The organism is Pseudomonas sp. DCB_BI (genome assembly GCF_026240995.1).
Lineage (GTDB): Bacteria > Pseudomonadota > Gammaproteobacteria > Pseudomonadales > Pseudomonadaceae > Aquipseudomonas.
Genome location: NZ_JAPFCG010000011.1, coordinates 24331 through 44696 on the forward strand (window position 1 = coordinate 24331; position 20366 = coordinate 44696).

The following is a 20366-nucleotide window of genomic DNA, read 5'->3' on the forward strand; positions in this document are numbered from 1 at the left end:
TCACACCAGGGAACCGGGGTTGTGCTGGTACTTCTCATGGATCGCCCGCGCCGTACGGATGGCCAAGGCGCCCACGGTGCTGGTGGGGTTGTAGCCGGCGTTAGTGGGGAACGCCGAAGCGCCGACCACGAACACGTTGTGCGCGTCCCAGCTCTGCAGGTAGGTGTTGACCGCACTGGTACGCGGGTCTTCGCCCATGACCATGCCGCCCTGGGTGTGGTTGGAGTTCTCGTCGTACGGGCTCCACGCCTTGGCGGCCGAGTTGAAGGTGTGCACGTGCTTGGCACCCATCTTCTTGCCGATGTCGACGGCGCGCTGCTCGATGAAGCGGGCCATGTTGCGGTCGTTCTGGTTCCAGTCGAAGGTCATGCGCAGCAGCGGCGTGCCCCAGCGATCCTTGTAGTTGGGGTCCAGCGACAGGTAGGCATCGCGGGCCGGCATCGAGGTGCCCTGGCCGAAGATGATCCCGTAGTTCTGGTAGTTGTCTTTGTAGGTCTGCTTGAAGCCCTTGCCCCAACGCGGGCTGCCCGGAGGCAACAGCCCTGCCCGGCCGATCGGCATGCCCTCGCGGGAAACGGTGAGCAAGCCGGCACCGCCGATGAAGTCGAGCTGGCTGTGGTCGAAGTTGTCGCCGTTGTAGTCGTCCACCTGGATGCCCAGGCCGCCGGCACCGATGAACGGGTTGAGAGTCTCGTCCTCGAACCACACGTGGGCGCCTGCGCAAGTCTGGTAGTTGTAGGCGCGGCCGATGGTGCCGGTCTGGCTGACCGGATCGTACTGCTTGCCGATGTCGCTGAGCAGCATCAGGCGGGCGTTGTCGTAGGTGAACGAGCACAGTGCGACGATATCGGCAGGCTGAATGACCTCGCGGCCCTGCTCGTCGAAGTAACTGACGCCGGTGGCGGTCTTGCCGTCTTCGGCCTTGTGGATTTTCGTCACATAACCCTGGGTGATCAGGGTGAAGTTCTTGCGCCGCATCAGTGCCGGGATCACGCAGGCCTGGGGCGAAGACTTGGAGTAGTTGCCGCAGCCATGGAACATGCAGTAGCCGCAGTAGGTGCACGGCGCCATGCTCACGCCCAGCGGGTTGACGTAGGCCGCGCCAACGTGAGCTACCGGGATGTAGAACGGGTGCAGGCCCATCTGCGCGGTGCTGTCACGGTACATCTGCATCAGCCGCGAATCCTTCAGCGCAGGCGTCGGGAATTCGCGGCTGCGCGGCCCTTCGAACGGGTTGCCGCCGGGGCGGATCTCACCGTTCAGGTTGCCGGCAATGCCGGAGATGCCGGCGATGCGTTCGAAGCGATCGTAGAACGGCTCAAGATCCGCGTAGGTGATGCCCCAGTCCTGTACCTGTTCCAGGCCCTTGAGCTTGCTCGCGCCATAACGCTCTAGGGTGGCCGAGCGCACACGGAAGTCCCACTCGGAGAAGCGCCAGGCCATGCCGGCCCAGTGGAAGCCCGCACCGCCCACCGACTTGCCCATCTGGAAGGCTTTCAGCTCGCGGGTCGGCACCGCGGTCTGGCCGGAGTGGTTGCGGAACGTCAGGGTGTAATCGCCCGGCTGCAGCAGCAGCTCGCGGCGGATGGTCCAGCGCAGCTCGTCGGGGTCGACGGCAGGCGGGGTGTCGGTGGAAGTGTCGAGCCACGGGCCGCGGTCGATCGCCACCACTTCCAGCCCGGCGCGGGTCAGTTCTTCGGCCATCAGCGAGCCAGCCCAACCCAGGCCGACGATGACTACGTCAGCTTTTTTACGTGTAATTGCCATGTTGGTTTCCTCTGGCCTCAGCTCACCGGGATCAGGCTGATGGGCGTCAGGCCCAGGTCCTGCCCGCGACGATCGATGTACTGGCGGTAGTCGTAGCGAGCGCCGGGGAAGCCCACCAGCTTCCAGCCGACCATGCCGCGGTTGCCGCCGTAGAGCGGGTCGGCGAAGTAACCTTCGCGCACGCTCAGCAGCAGGAATTCGAACAGGCGGCTGCCGCTGCCGGCGCCTTCCCAGTCCAGGCGGCCTTCGTCCAGCTGGCGCAAAATAGCGTCCATCTGCTCGCCGTCGAGTTCGGCGAAGGCGCGGCCGTGCAGCTGGCGGGCGTGCTGGTCGATGAACGCAAGGCCGGCCAGGGTGTAGTCGCGGCGGCTGCGCAGGCTGATGGTCAGGCCCATCAGCGCAGACTCGTCGGCCTGCAGCGGGCGCTCCAGATACAGGTCCTTCGACTCGCCATAGGGGCCGCTCATCTGCGCGTCGAGGTAATCCACGCAGCCGGCTTCGCTGGCCGAAGCACCAAGCTCGTCATGGGGAATCAGGCGGTCGAACACGGCAGTCAGGGTGGCACGGGCCTGGCCTTTGAACACATTGCCCTGGCCGCCGCTCATCACCGGCGATGGCAGCATTTCGCGGTTCAGACCGGTTTCCGGCGGCACCGACTTGAGTTCCACTGCGCCGACCTTGGCCAGGCCAGCGGCGGCGAACAACGCACCCATTGAACGCAAGGCGTCCCTACGTTTCATGGAGTTCTCCTTATCGACAATCACGGGGATCCGTGCGGCAGGTCGCGGAATTTCGGGCGCGCAAAGGCACACGGCGAGCACAGACAGGCTCGTCAGGGGCGATGGGGATCTGGGCGGATGAACGAAAAACGCGGTGTACTGGGGAGTGAACCTGGCAACCTGCCGATCACAGCGGGGCCAGTCTATGGCGCGACATAACGCCGCGCCATCGAAGCGTTGACGTGTTTACGTCAAAATAGCTTCAACACGTGGCAGGCGGGAGGGTCTCGTCGATCACCATACGCAGCTGCGGCCACACCTGTGGCGGTGCGTCCAAGTCACCGTTGGCGTACAGCAGTTGCTGGATGGCGGCTTCGGCCTGCCCTTCAGGGTCCTGATCGAGCACCAGCGACAGCAGCCCTGCGCGGAGCATGTCGGCATGCTGCGCAGTCGCCTCATGGCTGATCCAGACCAGCCGCCCGGCATGGCCGGACAGCGCCTGGTGCACACCCGTCGAGCCGCTGCCGGTGGTGTACAGCCCGACCACCCCAGCATCCTGAGCCAGATACTCGCTGATCGTTGCGGCATTGAGCTGGTTGTCGTCGAAGCACTCCACCGGGCCGAGCACCTCGACTTGCGGCGCCCGCTCGGCCATGACCTCGAGAAAGCCCTGTACACGCTGCTGATGGGCGCGATAGAGCAATGAGTTGGTGACCAGCAGCACACGGCCATGGGTCGGGGCAACCCATTGGCTCATCAGCCGCCCGGCAGCGCGGCCGGCGACATGGTTGTCGATCCCCGCGTAGATCACCCCTTCCAGCCCGGGCAGGCTGCTGGTTACCAGTATCACCGGCACGCCGGCAGCGACCTGCGCACTAAGGGCTTCACGCACCTGTGGGGTGTCCTGGGCAACCACGATCAACCCCTGGCGCGGCACCCTGGGCTGGTTGATGAGATCCAGCAGTTGCTGAGGATCGCGTTCCTGCCAGACATGGCGCTGCAGCACCAGCCGCGAGCGGTGCATCTGCGCCTGTTTGACAAAGGCAGCCGCCAGGCGCCGGTAATGATCGGTGGCGCTGTCTACCAGCAGCAAGTCGAAGCGCAGCAAGCCATGCAGCGCAGAAGGCAGCAGGCGTTTGAGCCCCAGCGCCTGGGCTGCCTGCAGCACCTTGCGACGTTTGCTGTCGGAAACGCTGCCACGCTCGTTCAACACACGGTCGACGGTACTCAGGCTGACGCCGGCCAATTGGGCGACATCAGCCATGCCTTGGCGACGGTCAATCTTGTCCACCTAGAAACATCCAGTAACCAAAGGTGCGGAGTCTGCCATGCCTGCTAAAGTTTCGCCTACTCCGCTTTCCACTCCTACCCGCGCAGACTTGCGCCGTTAGCGTTGAATGCCAGCCACATCAACCGACGCGACATCCAGCCCCGACGCAACAACCAGCCATCCAGCGAGAACTTGCCGTCCCCAATCACCATTACCCCGGCAAACACCACCATCAGCAACATCACGTATTCCCAACTGCCCCCGCCCGGCGACGCCCAGGCATACCAGTGCATCGCGGTGACCGACGCCAATGGTTACCGGCCGGCCTTCAAGCGCATGGACGGTGCCGCCCCAGGCTACATCGAGGCGGTGATCAAGAAGGCCAACTCGGCGTCAAGGGCCTGGCTGGGGCCGCTGTTGTGGCAGACGACGATCATGCGGATGGCCTTCGGCTAGAACGAGCTGTACCACGCCTAACGGAAGCACACTTACCCAAGCTCCGCTGGTTACGGGAGTTCTAAAAAAACTTAAAGTGACTGGGTGACTCAGCCACTGCAAGCGCTGGTCACCCCGTGCAGGCGATTTCTTTGCTCACTCCAGCTTTACAGTGAAGCAATTCCCGGATGTAAATTTCCCGATTTTTTTCAAAACGGAAGGTCGGGATAGGCATGGAAATAGCGAACCGACCCAACACTGTGTCTAGGGCAACGGCAGTCGTGGTAATCCCTTCCATTAGCTCGCCGTGGTCACATGACACGCCAGTATCTCGAATTAGGCCCACTTGCTTGAAGATTTTCGCAACCGAACCCGAGTCAGGTTCCCTGCTGCCCTGGCCTTGAAACAAGACACCTAACTCTTCGTCGCTATACAAGGCCATAATCGCCCGACCAGCAGACGTACCATAAAGCGGCTTATCCAGTTGGCCTAACCGGGGCATCACTAGCAGCTCTCGGTCAGCTACAACTCGATGCTCAATCACCAGCTGCAATCCATTGGGCCTCGATAACACAACGGTCTCGTCAACTGCTTCGCTTAGCCGATGTAACCATGGTCGAAGGACAGTGATTCGATCTGCGTGAGCGTAGGTAACGAGTCTCAAGAGGCCTGCACCCAGGCGAATCCCGCCAATACCCTCACTTCGAATCATTCCCTCCTCTTCAAGCGCACCGACGATCCGTTGCACAGTCGAGCGAGGTAGCCCTACCTCCTGAGCAATATCCCCAAGGCTCAGACCATCAGGTTTTTTCCCTAGTAAATACATGATCTTGGCAGCTCGAGCGATGACCTGAATTCCGCCGCCTTTCTCTTCGTTTCCGCCTTGTTGATTGACTACGTCCATCGGCACCTCCAATTTTCGAGCACTGTACCACATTGCGGTACGAGGCAATTGACGATACAGTTACCGTATTGTGGTACACGCCCTGAGAGTGATGCATGCTTCGAGAATTTTCAGTTGCCGGCCTCCTGGTCAGCCCGATGGTGTTATGCGCCCTCATCGCGGGCGGGTTAACGGTGATCACCCAGTTGCTGGTTCCTCACACACTGCTCAAACACTGGACGCTCAGGCGTTCATGGCTGGGGCTTTCGCTATTCGTCTGCTACGTCGCAGCAACAGTGGCATTCCTGGACGGGGATCTGAAATGAACGGCGCATTGCGAGTCACCATGACGCTATTGATTGCAACGGCAACCGTTTTTTCGGGGGCGTGGGTATGGAATCACTATCGCCAGTCACCTTGGACACGCGATGGCAGAGTGAGAGCTGATGTGGTGATCGTTGCACCGGACGTCGCGGGTTGGGTCACCAAGCTCCATGTGAGAGATAACCAAATGGTGAAGACAGGCGATGTGCTTTTTGAAATCGATGAGGCTCGTTATCAAGCCACCCTGGATGAAGCAAAGGCCAAGATGGAACACTCCAAGCATGCTTGGGAACTTGCTCGAGTTCAAGAACGACGGCGTGTCCCTCTCGCTAAGATCAACGCCATCAGTGCGGAGGATCTAGACAATGCACGATCACAAGTTTTGATAGCGAAATCCGCCTATGAGATTAGCAAAGCACAATGGGAGACAGCTCGGATCAACCTTGCCCGCACACGAGTGACAGCCCCTGCTGACGGAACTATCACAAACGTCAAACTGCAAGAGGGGAACTACGTTACTCAGGGCGGCCCAGCATTTTCTCTAATCAAAGACGGCTCGTTTTACGTCACCGCCTATTTTGAAGAAACTAAATTGCCCGGCATCAGCGAGGGGGATGCTGCTGATGTGAGGTTGATGAGCGAAGGTAAGCCGCTTAAGGGGCACGTGATAAGCATCGCAAAAGGGGTAGCGAACTCGAATACGCAAGCTGATCCGATGCTATTACCCCAAGTGCAGCAGGCCTTTAACTGGGTGAGACTGGCACAGCGTATTCCTGTCGATATCAAACTCGATTCAGTTCCCGATGGGACACGATTAAGCGCCGGGATGAACGCTTCGGTGAAGCTTTCGCCATCGCTTTCGCGAGTCGTGAACTTATGAAAGCGATCCTGACTCATTACTTGCAACCCAGCCTGCGCAGCGTCCTCTTTGCAGCCAAAGGGCTGTCAGCAGTCACATTGGCACTCGCTGTGTCGATGAGCTTGGATCTCGACAAGCCGTTTTGGGCCATGGTTGCGTCGATGATGTTGCAGGCTCGGCCTGAGACAGGGTTAGTGATCGAGAAGGCTATGTGCCTAGTGATCGGCTCAACCCTCGGAGCTTGTGTTGCTGTGCTCATCCTGAACAACCTATTGCCATATCCCAGCCTTGCGATCGGCGCGTTGACCGTTTGTGTTGCGATCACATCTGCAGTTGCCTCAACGGAGCGCCACGTAAATTTCATCTTTGGCACGGCTCTAGTATCCGTAACCGCCGTCCTTATCGTGATGTTTGCCATGGCCGACCCCACCATCACGACCAGTGAGTCGATTTTTCTGGTGGTTCGGGCACGCCTGACAGAGGTACTTGTTGGGGCGAGCTGCGCGACATTAGCCAGTGTTTTTTTCTTTCCCTTCAAGGTTGAAGCACTGCTTACCGGCCACGCCCGTCGTCTGCATCTGGCATGCTTAGGGTACGCCCAAACGCTCGTTCATACCCCTGAAGATCAAGCGACGCTTCATAAGGAGCGCACTGAAATAATCAGCTTGGTTACGCAGATAAATGATGATTCAAACGCAGGCAGGTATGAACTGGCGAACAGCGTACCAAGGGCACTGCGGATGTGCCAAAACGCGCTCACGCTAGCGGCCAGTGGCCACACAGTTCAGCGTTTGCTCAGTGAGCAGGATGGCGCTACCAGCCAGGCCTTCACAGACATCACCGAGTTATTTGCGAAAGAACTGACCAGAGTTTCTGAGCTTGATTCCAACAGCCAAACTATTGGGCTGAGAACGCTACTAGAGAAAATGCAGGTTGTTGCTGAGGAGTGGCTTGACGCCGGTCTAAACGATGCATTTCAAGCATTCACCGGTGCACTGCTGAGCATACTCGAAGCTACTCAATCCTCTCCCAATGGCGAGCCGTGCTCTCATCCAGGTAAACGCTTGAAGCGTCATCGTGATTGGCACGCGGCTGCAAGATCAGCGACTCGGAATAGCCTTGTTTTCATGGCAGCGGCGACGCTTTGGGTATCGTCGGATGGGCCTGCTACACTGATCATGATGATGGTTCTTCCAACGCTCTTTTCGCAAATGTTCGCTGCAGCTCCAGCGCCGACGTTGATCGTGCGGAGACTTATCGTCGGAGTGGCATTAGCGGTGCCTATTGTCGTTTTGATAGTGCTGCCACTGCTTGCCCAGGGCCCGAATCATTTCCTAGCGCTGATGGTGGTTCTGGCCGGGCCACTTTTCCTAGGCCTTATGGCAATGACCTCACCTGCTCTGACACCCTATGGTCTTGGCTTCTGCCTTACCTTTGCGGTAACCATACAGCCGAGTAATTACATGACGTTCGCGGTGGATCAGTCCCTAACTACCGACTTAGGTATCGTAGCTGGCCTGGGACTACTTTTTGTTGGATTCTCGCTAGTAGGCCCGCCAAAGGGGCTTTGGCTACAACGGCGAGTGGTGAAAACATTGGAAAGGGATCTCAGGGTGATGCAGTCGATGGGTAAATCCCGCTCCTGGCTGAATCGACGAGCAGGGGAAAGGCTTTCTTATCTCAGTGCCTATGAGCCGGCGTCATCGCAAGGGCAGGAGCTCACAGCTCTCGGATTTTCCCTGTTGGAAAGAGGCCACATTCACTCGAGGCGTAGGACTGAAGAAGAGTGAGCTGATACCTGCTATTCCCCTAAGGATTCGGCGTAGCGAGCTTGATCCCTCCAGCGTTTCGGCGATTCACCAGTCCAACGATTAAACGCATGGGTGAAACTAGACGTCTCTGTATATCCAAGAAGCTCGGCGAGCTTCGATATGTTGATCGCAGTCTTTTCGAGGTAGTAGTAGGCCATCTCCTTGCGTACCGAGTCGAACAAGCCCGAAAAAGTTTGCCCTTCATCCTTGAGTTGACGAGTCAGCGTCCACACGGGAATCCCCAATCGGTCAGCAACTTGCTCAATACGCGGCACTCCTCCTGGAATCGAATCGATGATCTCAGAGCGTACTCGCTCGGCTGTCGTTAGCCGAACTGAGCCTGCGACCCGCAGTACACCAAAACTCTGCTGTGCGATCAAAAGCAGTTGCGGGTCAGCCCCAGGCATCGCTCGGGAGAGATCAGAAGCATTGAGGATGATCGCATTCGACGACTGTTCGAATCGCACGTCTGTCCGAAAAGCCTTCTGGTGATCCTGCCAGCACTCCGGCCTAGCATGACTGAAGTGAACCTCCAAGGGTGCCCAGCGCTCACCTAAAGCCCTACGCATCACATTGAAGACGTTCCCAAGCGTCATCTCAGCATCGTGGCGGCGACTGATGATAGTGCTGTCCAACAACCCATACTCCAGGCGAACTTTGCCCTGGAAATGATTGACCTTGAAAAAACTACGGCTCTGAAACTCGGGGAAAAATCGGCTCATGTTCAATAAGGCATCACCGAGTGTTGCAGACGAAAGCCCAACATATCCCCATAACCCCAGGTACTCGGGACGGTACTGATTACCCAGCCAGAGACCGAAATTATCGTTCTCCGTTAACGTCGCCGCCGTATCAACAGCCTTGAGAAAGGCCGGCAGCGAAATGGGTTGATTAGGGTCACCAAGCACGTCCGGATTTATCGCAGAGCGCTCGAATATGTCTTCAGCCTCTGCGCCCTGAAGGCGCAGGAAAGACGCGAATCCAGAAACCACAGCCCCCATCACGGTCGCGGGTCTTGAGGAATCTTGAGCAGTGGATCGGTACATTCAGACCTCCATCGTTACAGAGCCAAGCATTCCTGACTATGCAACTCGTATACCACCCCACGTAAGCCCAACCGGACAAGGCTCCGGGAATATCGAGGGGACAAAAGCGCACCATCCCCGTGCTCGATGCGCTATTTCGGTTCATTGGCTTGTGGACTGAAGACAACGAGTTGTCATATCAAAACAAGTTTTACTGGAGGGGATTTCTCGATACTGACATCAGCGTCGTGGCAGGCATCCAGCCTCTGTCCATGCACTCATGACCTGATAGCTAAAGATTGAGGAGGCTCCCATGGGAGAGGTTGAGAAGCAAAAATTAAAGGGGTCGCTTGGCGTCACCCCCATCGTGATGATGGTCGTGGCCACCGCAGCCCCCTTGACCGTGATGGTCGCCAACACACCGCTGATGGTGTCGCTGGGTAACGGCATCGCCGCTCCGGTGGATGCATTCATCGCAACCGTGATCATGTTTCTCTTCACGGTAGGCTTCGTTGCGATGTCCAAGTACATCTCCAATGCGGGGGCGTTTTATGCCTTTATTCAAAAAGGTCTGGGACGCTCAGTAGGCTTGGGTTCGGCGACCCTCGCCGTGGTTTCCTATGCCCTCATCCTTGTCGCGCTGCAGGGCTATATCGGCTACACGTCCGCCGCCGTTGTGAACGACTTCTTGGGAGTATCAGTACCTTGGTGGGTTTACTCCCTCATGGCGGTTGGCGTCATCGCTTGCCTAGGTTATCGAGATATTGAACTGAGCTCTAAGTTCCTCGGTATCGCCTTGGTGTTGGAGATCGCCGTCGTCATCCTGGTTGATATCGCAGTAATCCTCGATAAAGGCCCTACCGGTCTGGAGAGCGCATCCTTCCATCTCGACAACATCATCTCGGGCTCCCCAGGACTGGGAATTCTGTTCGCCATTTTCAGTTTCATCGGTTTTGAGTCCACCGTCATCTACCGAGAGGAAGCTAAAGACCCCGACCGTACAATCCCGCGAGCCACCTACACAGCGGTGCTTCTGGTTGGAGCATTCTATGTGATTTCAATGTGGTGTGCGGTCAGCTCTATCGGCAAGGACAACATCACAGCGTTCTCTGAGGCACACGGTGCTGATATGTACCTCGCAGTCACCGAGCACTACTTCGGCGTCCTCTTCATGGACGTGATGCATGTGCTGCTGATCACCAGCCTGTTCGCCTGTGCTCTGTCACTACACAACATCGTAGTGCGCTACAAGTACACCCTTGGAAGGTTCGGTGTACTGAATGACCGTTTTTCCAGCGTCCACCCGGAGCATGGCTCCCCACACGTTTCGTCAATCGTACTGTCACTCTTCAGCGTCATCGCCTTTGCCCTACTGATAGCCATAGGTGCTGACCCGGCAAGCCAGATCTATGCATGGGGTGCCATGGCCGGAACACTTGGCTATATGGCCATCCTCTCTCTGACCTGCGCGGCGGTGGTGGTGTTCTTCCGGCGGGAGCAGGTTCGGGGGCAAGTCTGGAAGACCCTCATCGCGCCTTCAGCAGGTCTGCTGGGCATCCTGGGATGCCTTTGGGTCGCCGTTTCCAACTTGCCCGATCTCATAGGTGGCGATAGTGCAAAAACGGTTTCGATCTTTGTCGTCTCGTTTCTCCTGGCCACCTTCGCCTTTGGCTTCTGGGTAGCGGAGCGTTTCCGAACCCGACATCCCGTTCGCTACGAGGCACTGCGCCAGTTGGCGTAACCCAGTCCCTTCACTGCATTCAAAGAGGAAATCAAAATGCTCATTAACCGCTTGCCCAATACCGCCACCATCGAAGAAGTCAGTAATTCCTTGAAAGAGCATGGGTACGTCGTGATCGATGAACTCGTGAGCGCTGATGTCATGGACAAGGTCGCCGCTGAGATGGGCCCGTACATCGACACCACGCCTTTCGGAGAGGATAAATTTGTAGGGTTCTCTACCCAGCGTACCGGCGCAATGATCCTCCGCTCGGAAACCTCGCGTGATCTGATCATGAATCCTTTGGTGGTTGGGGTGGCTGCTAGACACTTGAGTAAGGCTTCAACCTTCCAGTTGCACCTGACACAAGTGATCTCTGTACATCCGGGTTCGCCCGCCCAGGTGCTGCATCAGGATCAGCTGGCCTGGGACTTTTTCCAGTTCCCGAACGACTACGAGGTTCAGTGCAATACGCTGTGGGCGATGACGGATTACACCGCCGAAAACGGTGCTACTCGTATCGTTCCAGACAGCCAGTTCGCCGGGCCTGGCCAGAAGTACTCTCCGACAGCTGGCATTCCAGCGGAAATGAAGAAGGGCTCCGTCTTGCTCTACACCGGCAAGATCTACCACGGCGCTGGTGAGAACAAGAGCGACAAGGTTCGCCAGGCCTTGAACATCACCTACGCGGTAGGCTGGGTACGCCAAGAAGAAAACCAGTATCTGGCCACCCCACCAGAAGTAGCTCGTACTCTCCCTGACGATTTGCTGAAGCTGATGGGCTACCAGTGTGGATGCTTCGCCATGGGCTATGTCCGCGATTTTGAAGACCCGCTCGCTTACCTCAAGGGCAGTACCGAGCGTCGCTCCTCGGGCTTCAACGCCTTGAGTAGTACAGCGAACTCGAGCTCGGCTGCATATGCAGACTCTCTCATCTGATCACTCACTGGAAGGACTACCTCATGAGCACTATCGCCGAAACTGCCATGGCATTCTTTGAAGTCTGTGAGTCTGGCAAAGGATGGAAGGAGTGCCGCCATTACTGCCACGACGGCGCTGTATTCAACGTTCAAGCTGAGTCTCTTGAGGCGATGAAAACAGTTGAAGCATATAGCGACTCGATGCCGCATCTTCTCGAAATTTTGCCGGACGCACATTACGAACTGGTCAACGTTGCGACTGATGAAAAGCGTCAAACCGTTATCGCGTTTGCTCGGTTCTGCGGGACTCACACTGGTATCAATGAACCTGTACCAGCCACCGGCAGACCAGTAATTTCGGACTACGTTTTCGTCATGAGGTTGAAGGACGGCAAAGTGGCCGAGGTGACGAAGGTGTGGAACGACAGCCACGCGGGTAAGCAACTGGGCTGGGCGTGACGAAAAGCCTCCAGGCGCATCCCACGATATGCACCTGGAGGCCCGCCATGGATAAATTGTGCCAACAATATCAGCAGCGCGAAGGAACACGCCGATGCAAAGCTCGCCAGTAACCAAACTCAAGTATCCCCCCCAAATAGATCCCCGCGCATTTAGAAATGCGCTTGGTAATTTTCCAACTGGGGTAACCATCATGACCGCAGTTCTAGCAGGCAGAAAGGTGGGCGTTACGGCGAACAGCTTCAGCTCCGTATCGTTAAATCCGGCCCTCATCTTGTGGAGCATCGACAAGCGCTCCTCTAGCTATGAGGTATTCAGCCAAGCGTCTCATTTCGCGGTGAACATCTTGGCCGCCGAACAAATCGACTTATCTAACAGATTCGCCAGAAGTGGTGAGGAGAAGTTCGCCGCAGTCGAACATACCTGCGGGGCCGGGGGAGCCCCAGTGTTCTATGGGTGTTCTGCTCATCTTGAATGTGAGCTTTTTGGCCAAATCGATGCAGGCGACCACCATGTCATCCTTGGACAAGTCGTTGCATTCACCGATCACGGTAGAGCCCCCTTGGTGTTCCACAAGGGAGCGTACATTTCCTTAGCATCTGGATGAGATTTGTTGATTCCTTTTAGTCTTCAGGCCTCTGGAAAAACACACCTCGATGTATGTCGCCGGCCACACGCCTTTGGGACACGGCCGTTTTAACATGGTGCCTCGCCAGCAAATTTTCATCTCACCGAATGACGATCAACTTAATCAGAGCAAAGCGCAGCAAGCCATGCAGCGCAGACGGCAGCAGGCGTTTGAGCCCCAACACCTGGGCTGCCTGCAGCACCTTGCGACGCTTGCTGTCGGAAACGCTGCCGCGCTCGTTCAACACACGGTCGACGGTACTCAGGCTGACGCCAGCCAGTTGGGCGACATCCGCCATGCCTTGGCGACGGTCAATCTTGTCCACCTGGAAACATCCACTAACAAAAGGTGCGGAGTCTGCCATGGCTGTGCAAGTTTCGCCTACTCCGCTTGCCTTCTCTACTCGCGGGGACTGGCACCCTTAACGTTGAATGCCAACCACATCAAGCGACGCGGCATCCAGCCCCGACGCAACAACCAACCATCCAGCGAGAACTTGCCGGCCCCGGTCACCATCACCCCGGCAAACACCACCATCAGCAGCATCACGTACTCCCAGCCGCCCCCGCCCGGCGAAGCCCAGGCATAGCCCCGGCTCCACTCACCGCCGAAACCGACCGTAGCTACCAGGAAATACACCAGGCTCACAAATGCCCCCAGCCGTGCGAACAACCCCAGCCCGACGCTGACGGCACTGGCAAACTCGATGAGCCCGCCCAGCACCACGAAGTACGCCGCGACCTCACCCAGGCCAAAGCCCTGGAAGCCCGTCTCCAAGCGATGGAACCAGCCCAGCCCGGCGAAGATCTTCTCGGAACTGTGGCACAGCTCGTTCAGGCCGAAGTACATGCGCACGATCGTCGCCTGCCACAACAGCAACCCCAGCCAGGCCCCTGGCTTCTTGCGATCACGACGCAGGTCGCCGAGCACGCAGTCGGCGAACTGCAACAGCAACGGCACGGCGGCGATGCTCGCGACCCAGACCATGACAAGTGCATCGTTCATCGCCGCCACGCGCCAGGCAATCAGGAACGGCAGCAACGACAGCAGAAAGCCCGGGGCGAACGCCCTGGGGGTGATCAGCGCCGCACTGAACAAGGCGACGCACATCCACAGCGTGCTCGACCAGGCGGCGAAATCTGGCAACGTATGGTTGCCCCAACCACAATAGAGGGCGGCCACCAGAGTCGCCGCCAGCCCGGCCACGCTGAGTGCGTTGGGCATGCGCGACGGCTTGAGCAGACCGTAGTCGTTGGCATAAGCGCCCTCGACCACATCAAGGGAACGTACAGGACTGTTCATCACGAACCTCGATCAAGGGTGGCTGACAGGCAGGGTTTTCTCGAAGGCACGCGCAAGCTCCGTGGCCATGCGTTGCTCCTGGTCATCGCTGGCACCGCCGGCCACGCCCAAGGCACCGACTGCCTGGCCCTGCTGGCGGATCACCACCCCGGCGACGGCGGGCAGGATCCCGGGAATGCTGCCCAGCTGCAGGTTCTTCTGCCGCGCCAGGTCGTAGAACACCACGGTGTCGACGTCGTTGATCGCCGCCGAGTTAGCCTTCTTGATCGCCGCCTCGATGCAGCCTGGGGCGGCGCCGTCCATACGCTTGAAGGCCAGCAGGTAACCATTGGTGTCGGTCACCGCGATGCACGGGTGAGTGCCTTCGGCGCGAGCCTTGGCCACGGCGCTGTCGAGCAGCGCTGCCGCGCCGCCCAGGGACAGCTGAGTGGTGCCACGCAAGGCAGTGCCTTCACTGGCCTGGGCCCATGGCGCAGCAAACAGAGTGAGGCCAGCCAGGAGCAGGCGCCGGAAATAAACGTTCATCTGCAATTCCTTTTCAATCGATCCAGATTGGCCCTCCGCGCATTCGCACAGAGGGCCACGGCCATCAGCGGAAGGTCGCCGCCACGTCTTCGGCGAGTTTCTGCTCGGTCAGGTCGGTGGCACCGCTTACGCCAACGCTGCCGACCACATTGCCACCGTGCTTGACCACTACCCCGCCCACTGCCGGCAGGATGCCGGGGATGGTGCCGATGGCCAGGTTCTCTTTGCGCGCCAGGTCATAGAACGTGATGGTGTTGATGGCAAAGCGCGCTGCCGAGGTGGCCTTGGCAATCGAGGCCTCGACGCAGCCGGCATATGCACCCTGCATACGGGTGAAGGCCAGCAGGTGGCCGTCGGCATCGGTGACCGCGATGCAGATCTTCATGGCCCGGCTGGCGGCCAGCTCGGTGGCTTGCTGCGTCAACTGCAGGGCAGCGGCGGTGGACAGGTTTTCCTGGGCCACCACCGTCGGCGCCGGGCTGGCGGCCTGGGCAGAAGTCGCCATGGCAAAGGCAAGGGACAAGGCGGCGATGGTCATTGTTGTTTTCATCGGTACATCTCCTGGTTGGTGCCCTGTGCGTGTTTGCGCAGGGCTGGCTGAATGCGGGCGCAGGGGCGCCCTGCTCGCGAGCCGCAGGGGCTCGCAAGTGCATCAAGTGGGTTAATGGGGTAAGTGGATCAGCGGGCGACGGTGGTCAGCGGCTTGCCGACCACGGCCGGGACTTTCTCGCGCCCCCCCAGGGCTGCCGGCAGTTGCACCTTGTAGATCATGAATGGCCGCACGATCGCGTCCTGGCCGCCAGGACCACGGTTGGAGGCCAAGCGCGCACTCTGCGGCACCGGGATATAAAGCTCGCGCTGGTCGGAAATGATCATCGCATCCGGGTTCCACAGCCGCGGGTCTTCGGCGACCACGCGCAGCGTGCCGTCCGGCGCGTACACCGACACGCGCGGCCGGTCATACTCGCCCAGGTAGACGTTGCCGGCACTGTCCATCGCCGTGCCAGTCAGCGGGCTGGTGTCATGCACGAACTCGACCTGCTTGCCCAGCTCCGCTTCGCTGATCCGCGTGTCGCGCAACGCTGCGGTCGGCACCCGCCACAACGGCCCGCTCAGCGGCTGGTAGTACAGCCATTGGCCGTCGGGGCTGATCTCGATAGGGTCGGAATGCACCTGGTGATCGCTGCCGTCAGCCAGCAATAGCGGCTGGCCGTTTTCACCGATCGGCCGGCGTTCGGGCGCCATCTGCGTCGACGGATGCCCGGCCAGGCGGCGCACGGCTTCACCGGTTTTCAGGTTGACAACGATGATCGCGCCCAGGCCCGAGTCGGTCACATAGGCATGCTCGCTGTCCAGGCGCAGGTCGTTGAGGTGGGCGCCGGCCGGCAACACGCTGGCGGGCAGGCTGATGCTGCGCAGCAACTTGCCGTCGCGGGTGTCGAACTGCAGGATCTTCTGCCCGGGGTTGATGCCTTTGGGCCCGGCATCCTCGCCCTGGTCGATGGCCCACAGGGTGTCGTCGTCGAAGATATGGATGGTGTTGATCTTTACCAGCGCTGCAGCACTCGGCTTGCCCGGTGCCCAGGCATTCCACTGCCCGCCCGGGAACGGCTTGAGGCTGCCGTCGGGCAGCACCTCGGCGATCGACGGGGTTTTCTCGAAGCCTGGCCAGCGCGGCAGGCCGACGAACAGGCGACCACCGGAAGTCAGTGCCACGGCGTTGCACAGCCAGTCCAGGCGAGCGACCTCGGTCAGCGGCTGGCCGCTGGGCGGCAGGTCCTGCGCCTGTACCAGCGGGGTGCAGGCAAGGCCGAGGGCAAAACCGGCAATGCGCAATGCGCGGGAGGTACGTCCTGATGTATTCATTGTTATTGTCCTTGTCAGTAATAAAGTCAGCGCGCAGTAGCAGGCTTGAGCGATGGCGCGGGCCGGTCGCGGTCTTGCGGGTTCGAGTTGTCGTCGGGGCGTTGCAGCGGGCCGACAATGAGCAGGTAGCTGACGAACGCACCCACGGCATTCAGCGCGACATACACCAGGGCACCATTGAACGAGTGCATCGACTGCACCATGTAGCCGATCACCACCGGGGTGACGATGCCGGCCAGGCTGCCAAAGGTGTTGAAGATCGCGCCATTCATGCCGATGCTGTCCTTGGGCGAGACATCGGCGATGATCGCCCAGCCCAGCGCGCCCACGCCCTTGCCGAAGAACGCCAGGGCCATGAACAGCACGATCAGCAGGTTGGTTTCCACGTAGTTGCACAGGATCATGCTCATCGACAGCGCCATGCCGATGAAGATCGGCAGTTTGCGCGCCAACGTCAGCGACATCCCCTTGCGCAACATCCAGTCCGAAGCCATGCCGCCGGTAATCCCGCCCACAAATCCGCAGATGGCTGGCACCGCCGCCAACAGGCCGGCATCCAGCAACGACAGCCCGCGCTGCTGCACCAGGTACACCGGGAACCAGGTGAGGAAGAAGAACGTCAGCGTGCTGATGCAGAACTGCGCCAGGTAGATGCCGAGGAACATGCGCTGGCGCAGCAGGCCACGGGCGCGCGTCCAGGTGTCGCGCCAGCCCTGCCCTGGCGGCCGGCTGCTAGCGTGCTCGCGCAGGCTGGCCCCGCCCAGGCGCATGGCCTCGAGTTCCACCGCCGTCAGCGTCGGGTGCTCGACTGGCGCCTTGATCCGGCGAATGAACACCACGCCCATGGCGACGCCCGCCACGCCCATCACATAGAACACCCACGGCCAGCCCCAGCGGGTCGAGACCCACGCCAGCAATGGTGTGAACACCACCGCAGCGAAGTACTGGGACGAATTGAAGATCGCCGTCGCGGTGCCACGTTCGGCCGTGGGGAACCACATCGAGACGATCTTGCTGTTGGCCGGAAAGCACGGTGCCTCGGCAGCGCCGACCAGAAATCGCAGGGCGAATACGGCGACGAAGGCCAGGCCCACCGGCATCATCGCGACAGTGCCAATCAACCCGGTGAACAGCGACCAGGCGACGATCGCCAGCCCCAGCACGCGAATGCTGCCGAAGCGGTCGATGGCCAGGCCACCCGGCAGTTGCAGGAGCATGTAGGCCCAGGCGAAGGCCGAGAACAGCCAGCCCATCTGGGCATGCCCCAGGCCCATTTCATCGGCCAGGCTGGCGCCGGCGATGGACAGCGTGGCGCGGTCGCCCTGGTTGATGATCATCATCACGAACAGCAGGGCAATGACTTCATGGCGCCGGTGTTCGGCGATGAAGCGGCGCAGAGAATGTATTTTTTTCATTGTATTCTCGATACCGGTTTGCAAGCGCGAGCAACCTGGGAGGCTGCCGCGCAGCAATCAGTCAGCAGTGGGTTTCACGCACGATCGCATCGGTACGCAGGCGCACTTCAGGCCGCAGTGCCGTGCCCAGGCCAGGCCGTTGCGGTGCCAGGGCGAAGCCGCCATCGATCTGCGGAAGCTGGGTAACCAGTTCGCCATACCAGCTCGACAGCGATGCCCGCACCACTTCCTGAAGCACGGCCGTGGGCGCATGCAGTCCAAGGTGCAAGCCGGCGAACAACGCCACCGGGCCGGTGCAGTCGTGGGGCGCCAGCGGCTTGTTGTAGGCCTGCGCCAGCGCGGCGATCTTGCGCGCTTCGGTGAAACCGCCGCACCACACCAGGTCGAGCATCAGGTAATCGAGGCTGTCGGCCTTGAGCAGGTCACGGTAGGCCGTACTGCCGCCCAGGGTTTCGCTGGCGCAGATCGGCACCCGGGTACGCTTGCGCAGGTCGGCCAGGGCCTGGGCGTCGTCCATCTTGCACAGCGGGTCTTCCACCCAGTACACGTCAAAGGCTTCCAGCGCCTGGCAGATGCGCAGGGCTGCCGTGGTGTCCCACAGGCTGTGCAGCTCGCACATGATCTCGATACGGTTGCCCACCGCCGCGCGAATCTGGCGGAACGCTTCGCAGCCCTTCTGCACCTCGTCCAGGCTGATGGTGTTGGCCCCGGGCTGGCGGGCGAACTGGTCGAACGGCCAGATCTTCATGGCCGTGTAGCCCTCCTCCACCAGGCTGATCGCCAGGGCGCCGGCGTCGCGGCTGAAGGCCAACTGATCGTCATAAGGGCCCTGGGCGCAGTCGCTTGCGCTGATCTCGCGGCGGGCACCCTGCTGGGTGTTGAATTCGTAGCCGGCGCAGGTGTTGTACACCCGGATGCGCTCGCGGCAGGCACCGCCGAGCGCTTCATGGATGGGGATACCGTGGCGCTGGCCCTTGAGGTCCCACAGGGCGATGTCCACAGCGCTGGCGGCGCGGATTTCGGCGCTGGCGCTGTGGTAACCGACGTAGGGCGTGGTGAGTTCCAGGGAGATTGCTTCGATCTGCCGTGAGGCGCGGCCGATCAATCCTGGGGCGATGAGTTCGTGGATGGCCGCCTCGACGGTGGCAGCACCACGAAAGGTTTCGCCCAGGCCGATCAGGCCTTCATCGGTTTCGATCTCCAGCCAGAGCAGCTTGGGGCGTTCGGGCAGGCGCAGGGTTCTAACACAGGTGATCTTCGACATTGTTCTTGTCCTGAGTCCATTCCAGCAAATGGTATCGTTACCATTTCCGCTAAAAAACCTAGCGCATCCAGAAATACAGGACAAGAGGATTTAGAAAAAAGTTTGCCGAAGCGTGAAAATGTTAACGTTAACTTTCCAGCGTCTGAGTGCTCTCGCGCTGCACCAGGCTGAAGCCGATATCAACGGTCGCGGGCGATTGCGCATCGCCGCCCAGGCGCTCCAGCAACATCCTGGCGGCCGTGTCGCCCATCAGGGTGCCGTCGATACGTACCGTCGACAAGGCCGGGAAGGTGTGCGCAGCGAAGGCCATGTCACCAAAGCCCATTACCGCCAGTTGCCCGGGCACCGCGATGCCGCGGGCGGCCGCTTCGGTCAGCACGCCCTGGGCAATGGTGTCGGAGGTGCACACCACGGCGCAAGGGCCTTCGCTATCGACGGCGGACTGCTCGAGCAGCACGCTCAGGCCTTCACGACCCTGGGCCAGGGACGGCAGGCCCTGCCAGGTCTGGCGCTGGACGTCGGTGATGCCCTGCTCGGCCAGGGCCTGGACGAAACTGTCGGCACGGCGCAAGCCACGCGGGTCGTCAACGGCCAGCAGGGCGAAGCGTCGGTAGCCTTGGCCCACCAGCTGCCGCGCCACCTCGCGCCCGGCCTGTTCGTGGGAAAACCCGACCAGCATGTCGATCGGCTCGGCAGACAGGTCCCAGGTTTCCACCACCGGCACGCCAGCCGCGCGCAGGCGGTTGCGGCTGAGGCTGGTGTGCAGGGTGCCGGTGAGGATGATGCCGTCCGGGCGGCGGCTGAGGATCACCTCCAGCAGCTCCTGCTCCTGCTCGGTCTGGTAGCCCGAGACGCCCAGCAGCACCTGGTAGCCAGCCTTGATCAGGCGCTCGTTGATGGCCTGGAAGGTGTCGGAGAAGATCGGGTTGGTGACCATCGGCACCACCACCGCCACCAGCCGCGTGCGGCTGGACTTCAGCGCGCCGGCCAGGCGGTTGTGCACGTAACCGGTCTGCTCGATGGCCCGGCGCACCTTGAGGCGGGTCGGTTCGCGCACGGTGTCCGGCTGGTTGAGGTAGCGCGACACCGTCATCGGCGCGACGCCGGCCAAGCGCGCCACATCGCTCAAGGTGACTGCCGCACGCACCTGCCCTTTGCCGTCTGAAGCCATACC

The 20366-nt window shown here is 60.1% G+C and carries 20 protein-coding genes and 1 pseudogene; 8 read left to right on the forward strand and 13 right to left on the reverse strand.

Going from position 1 to position 20366, the window contains the following annotated elements:
* The 3 genes from OO258_RS13455 to OO258_RS13465 all read right to left on the reverse strand — a co-directional run bounded on the left by OO258_RS13455 (position 1) and on the right by OO258_RS13465 (position 3777).
* Positions 1–1767: a GMC family oxidoreductase gene (locus OO258_RS13455; RefSeq protein WP_103469119.1), complete on the reverse strand. Its 1767-nt coding sequence runs from the start codon at positions 1765–1767 to the stop codon at positions 1–3.
* Positions 1768–1784: 17 nt separating this feature from the next.
* A complete protein-coding gene (locus tag OO258_RS13460; RefSeq protein WP_103469120.1) occupies positions 1785–2507 on the reverse strand; it encodes a gluconate 2-dehydrogenase subunit 3 family protein in 723 nt (240 codons plus the stop codon).
* Between the two features lie 241 nt (positions 2508–2748).
* Positions 2749–3777, reverse strand: coding sequence for a LacI family DNA-binding transcriptional regulator (locus OO258_RS13465; protein WP_103469121.1), 1029 nt, complete (start codon positions 3775–3777; stop codon positions 2749–2751).
* A gap of 102 nt (positions 3778–3879) precedes the next feature.
* Between OO258_RS13465 and OO258_RS13470 the strand changes: the two genes are divergently transcribed.
* Positions 3880–4212 (forward strand): heme-binding protein, encoded by a 333-nt coding sequence (locus OO258_RS13470; protein ID WP_103469122.1) that lies wholly within the window; start codon positions 3880–3882, stop codon positions 4210–4212.
* A gap of 109 nt (positions 4213–4321) precedes the next feature.
* Here the strand turns inward: OO258_RS13470 and OO258_RS13475 are convergent, their stop codons facing one another.
* The gene (locus OO258_RS13475; RefSeq protein ID WP_103469123.1) at positions 4322–5095 is read right to left on the reverse strand and encodes an IclR family transcriptional regulator; all 774 of its coding nucleotides are present in this window, start codon (positions 5093–5095) and stop codon (positions 4322–4324) included.
* Positions 5096–5190: 95 nt separating this feature from the next.
* Between OO258_RS13475 and OO258_RS13480 the strand changes: the two genes are divergently transcribed.
* From OO258_RS13480 to OO258_RS13490, 3 genes are read left to right on the forward strand one after another with little or no spacing between them, the layout of a single operon-like run.
* Entirely contained in the window at positions 5191–5400 is a 210-nt protein-coding gene (locus OO258_RS13480) for a DUF1656 domain-containing protein (protein ID WP_103469124.1), read from the forward strand.
* Positions 5397–6278 (forward strand): HlyD family secretion protein, encoded by an 882-nt coding sequence (locus tag OO258_RS13485; RefSeq protein ID WP_103469125.1) that lies wholly within the window; start codon positions 5397–5399, stop codon positions 6276–6278. The genes OO258_RS13480 and OO258_RS13485 overlap by 4 nt, the downstream gene beginning before the upstream one ends.
* A complete protein-coding gene (locus tag OO258_RS13490; RefSeq protein ID WP_103469126.1) occupies positions 6275–8047 on the forward strand; it encodes an FUSC family protein in 1773 nt (590 codons plus the stop codon). Before OO258_RS13485 ends, OO258_RS13490 begins: the two co-directional genes overlap by 4 nt.
* An 11-nt stretch (positions 8048–8058) precedes the next feature.
* On the opposite strand, the gene OO258_RS13495 is transcribed toward OO258_RS13490, so the two are convergent.
* On the reverse strand, positions 8059–9114 hold the full coding sequence (locus OO258_RS13495) for an AraC family transcriptional regulator (RefSeq protein WP_103469127.1): 1056 nt from the start codon (positions 9112–9114) through the stop codon (positions 8059–8061).
* A gap of 292 nt (positions 9115–9406) precedes the next feature.
* Here OO258_RS13495 and OO258_RS13500 point away from each other — a divergent pair, with 292 nt between their 5' ends.
* The 4 genes and pseudogenes from OO258_RS13500 to OO258_RS13515 all read left to right on the forward strand — a co-directional run.
* Complete coding sequence (locus OO258_RS13500; RefSeq protein ID WP_103469128.1) at positions 9407–10834, forward strand: APC family permease; 1428 nt, start codon at positions 9407–9409, stop codon at positions 10832–10834.
* A 36-nt stretch (positions 10835–10870) separates the two neighbouring features.
* Positions 10871–11752 carry a phytanoyl-CoA dioxygenase family protein gene (locus tag OO258_RS13505; protein WP_103469129.1) on the forward strand — a complete coding sequence of 294 codons (882 nt, stop codon included), beginning with the start codon at positions 10871–10873 and terminating at the stop codon, positions 11750–11752.
* A gap of 23 nt (positions 11753–11775) precedes the next feature.
* Entirely contained in the window at positions 11776–12192 is a 417-nt protein-coding gene (locus tag OO258_RS13510; protein WP_177410017.1) for an ester cyclase, read from the forward strand.
* Positions 12193–12286: 94 nt separating this feature from the next.
* Positions 12287–12778 (forward strand): annotated as a pseudogene (locus tag OO258_RS13515) (flavin reductase family protein); the annotation flags it as partial.
* Between the two features lie 142 nt (positions 12779–12920).
* On the opposite strand, the gene OO258_RS13520 reads toward OO258_RS13515, so the two are convergent.
* The 8 genes from OO258_RS13520 to OO258_RS13555 form a co-directional block, all read right to left on the reverse strand.
* On the reverse strand, positions 12921–13145 hold the full coding sequence (locus tag OO258_RS13520) for a helix-turn-helix domain-containing protein (RefSeq protein WP_197862837.1): 225 nt from the start codon (positions 13143–13145) through the stop codon (positions 12921–12923).
* Between the two features lie 74 nt (positions 13146–13219).
* Positions 13220–14122 carry a DoxX family protein gene (locus OO258_RS13525; RefSeq protein ID WP_103469131.1) on the reverse strand — a complete coding sequence of 301 codons (903 nt, stop codon included), beginning with the start codon at positions 14120–14122 and terminating at the stop codon, positions 13220–13222.
* Between the two features lie 12 nt (positions 14123–14134).
* Positions 14135–14647 carry a GlcG/HbpS family heme-binding protein gene (locus tag OO258_RS13530; protein ID WP_103469132.1) on the reverse strand — a complete coding sequence of 171 codons (513 nt, stop codon included), beginning with the start codon at positions 14645–14647 and terminating at the stop codon, positions 14135–14137.
* Positions 14648–14711: 64 nt separating this feature from the next.
* Positions 14712–15197 carry a GlcG/HbpS family heme-binding protein gene (locus OO258_RS13535; protein WP_232099724.1) on the reverse strand — a complete coding sequence of 162 codons (486 nt, stop codon included), beginning with the start codon at positions 15195–15197 and terminating at the stop codon, positions 14712–14714.
* 128 nt (positions 15198–15325) lie between these two features.
* A complete protein-coding gene (locus OO258_RS13540) occupies positions 15326–16513 on the reverse strand; it encodes an L-dopachrome tautomerase-related protein (protein WP_103469134.1) in 1188 nt (395 codons plus the stop codon).
* Positions 16514–16539: 26 nt separating this feature from the next.
* Positions 16540–17928 carry an MFS transporter gene (locus OO258_RS13545; RefSeq protein WP_103469135.1) on the reverse strand — a complete coding sequence of 463 codons (1389 nt, stop codon included), beginning with the start codon at positions 17926–17928 and terminating at the stop codon, positions 16540–16542.
* A gap of 61 nt (positions 17929–17989) precedes the next feature.
* Positions 17990–19192 (reverse strand): mandelate racemase/muconate lactonizing enzyme family protein, encoded by a 1203-nt coding sequence (locus tag OO258_RS13550; protein ID WP_103469136.1) that lies wholly within the window; start codon positions 19190–19192, stop codon positions 17990–17992.
* Positions 19193–19319: 127 nt separating this feature from the next.
* Complete coding sequence (locus OO258_RS13555; RefSeq protein WP_103469137.1) at positions 19320–20363, reverse strand: LacI family DNA-binding transcriptional regulator; 1044 nt, start codon at positions 20361–20363, stop codon at positions 19320–19322.
* Positions 20364–20366: the final 3 nt, after the last annotated feature.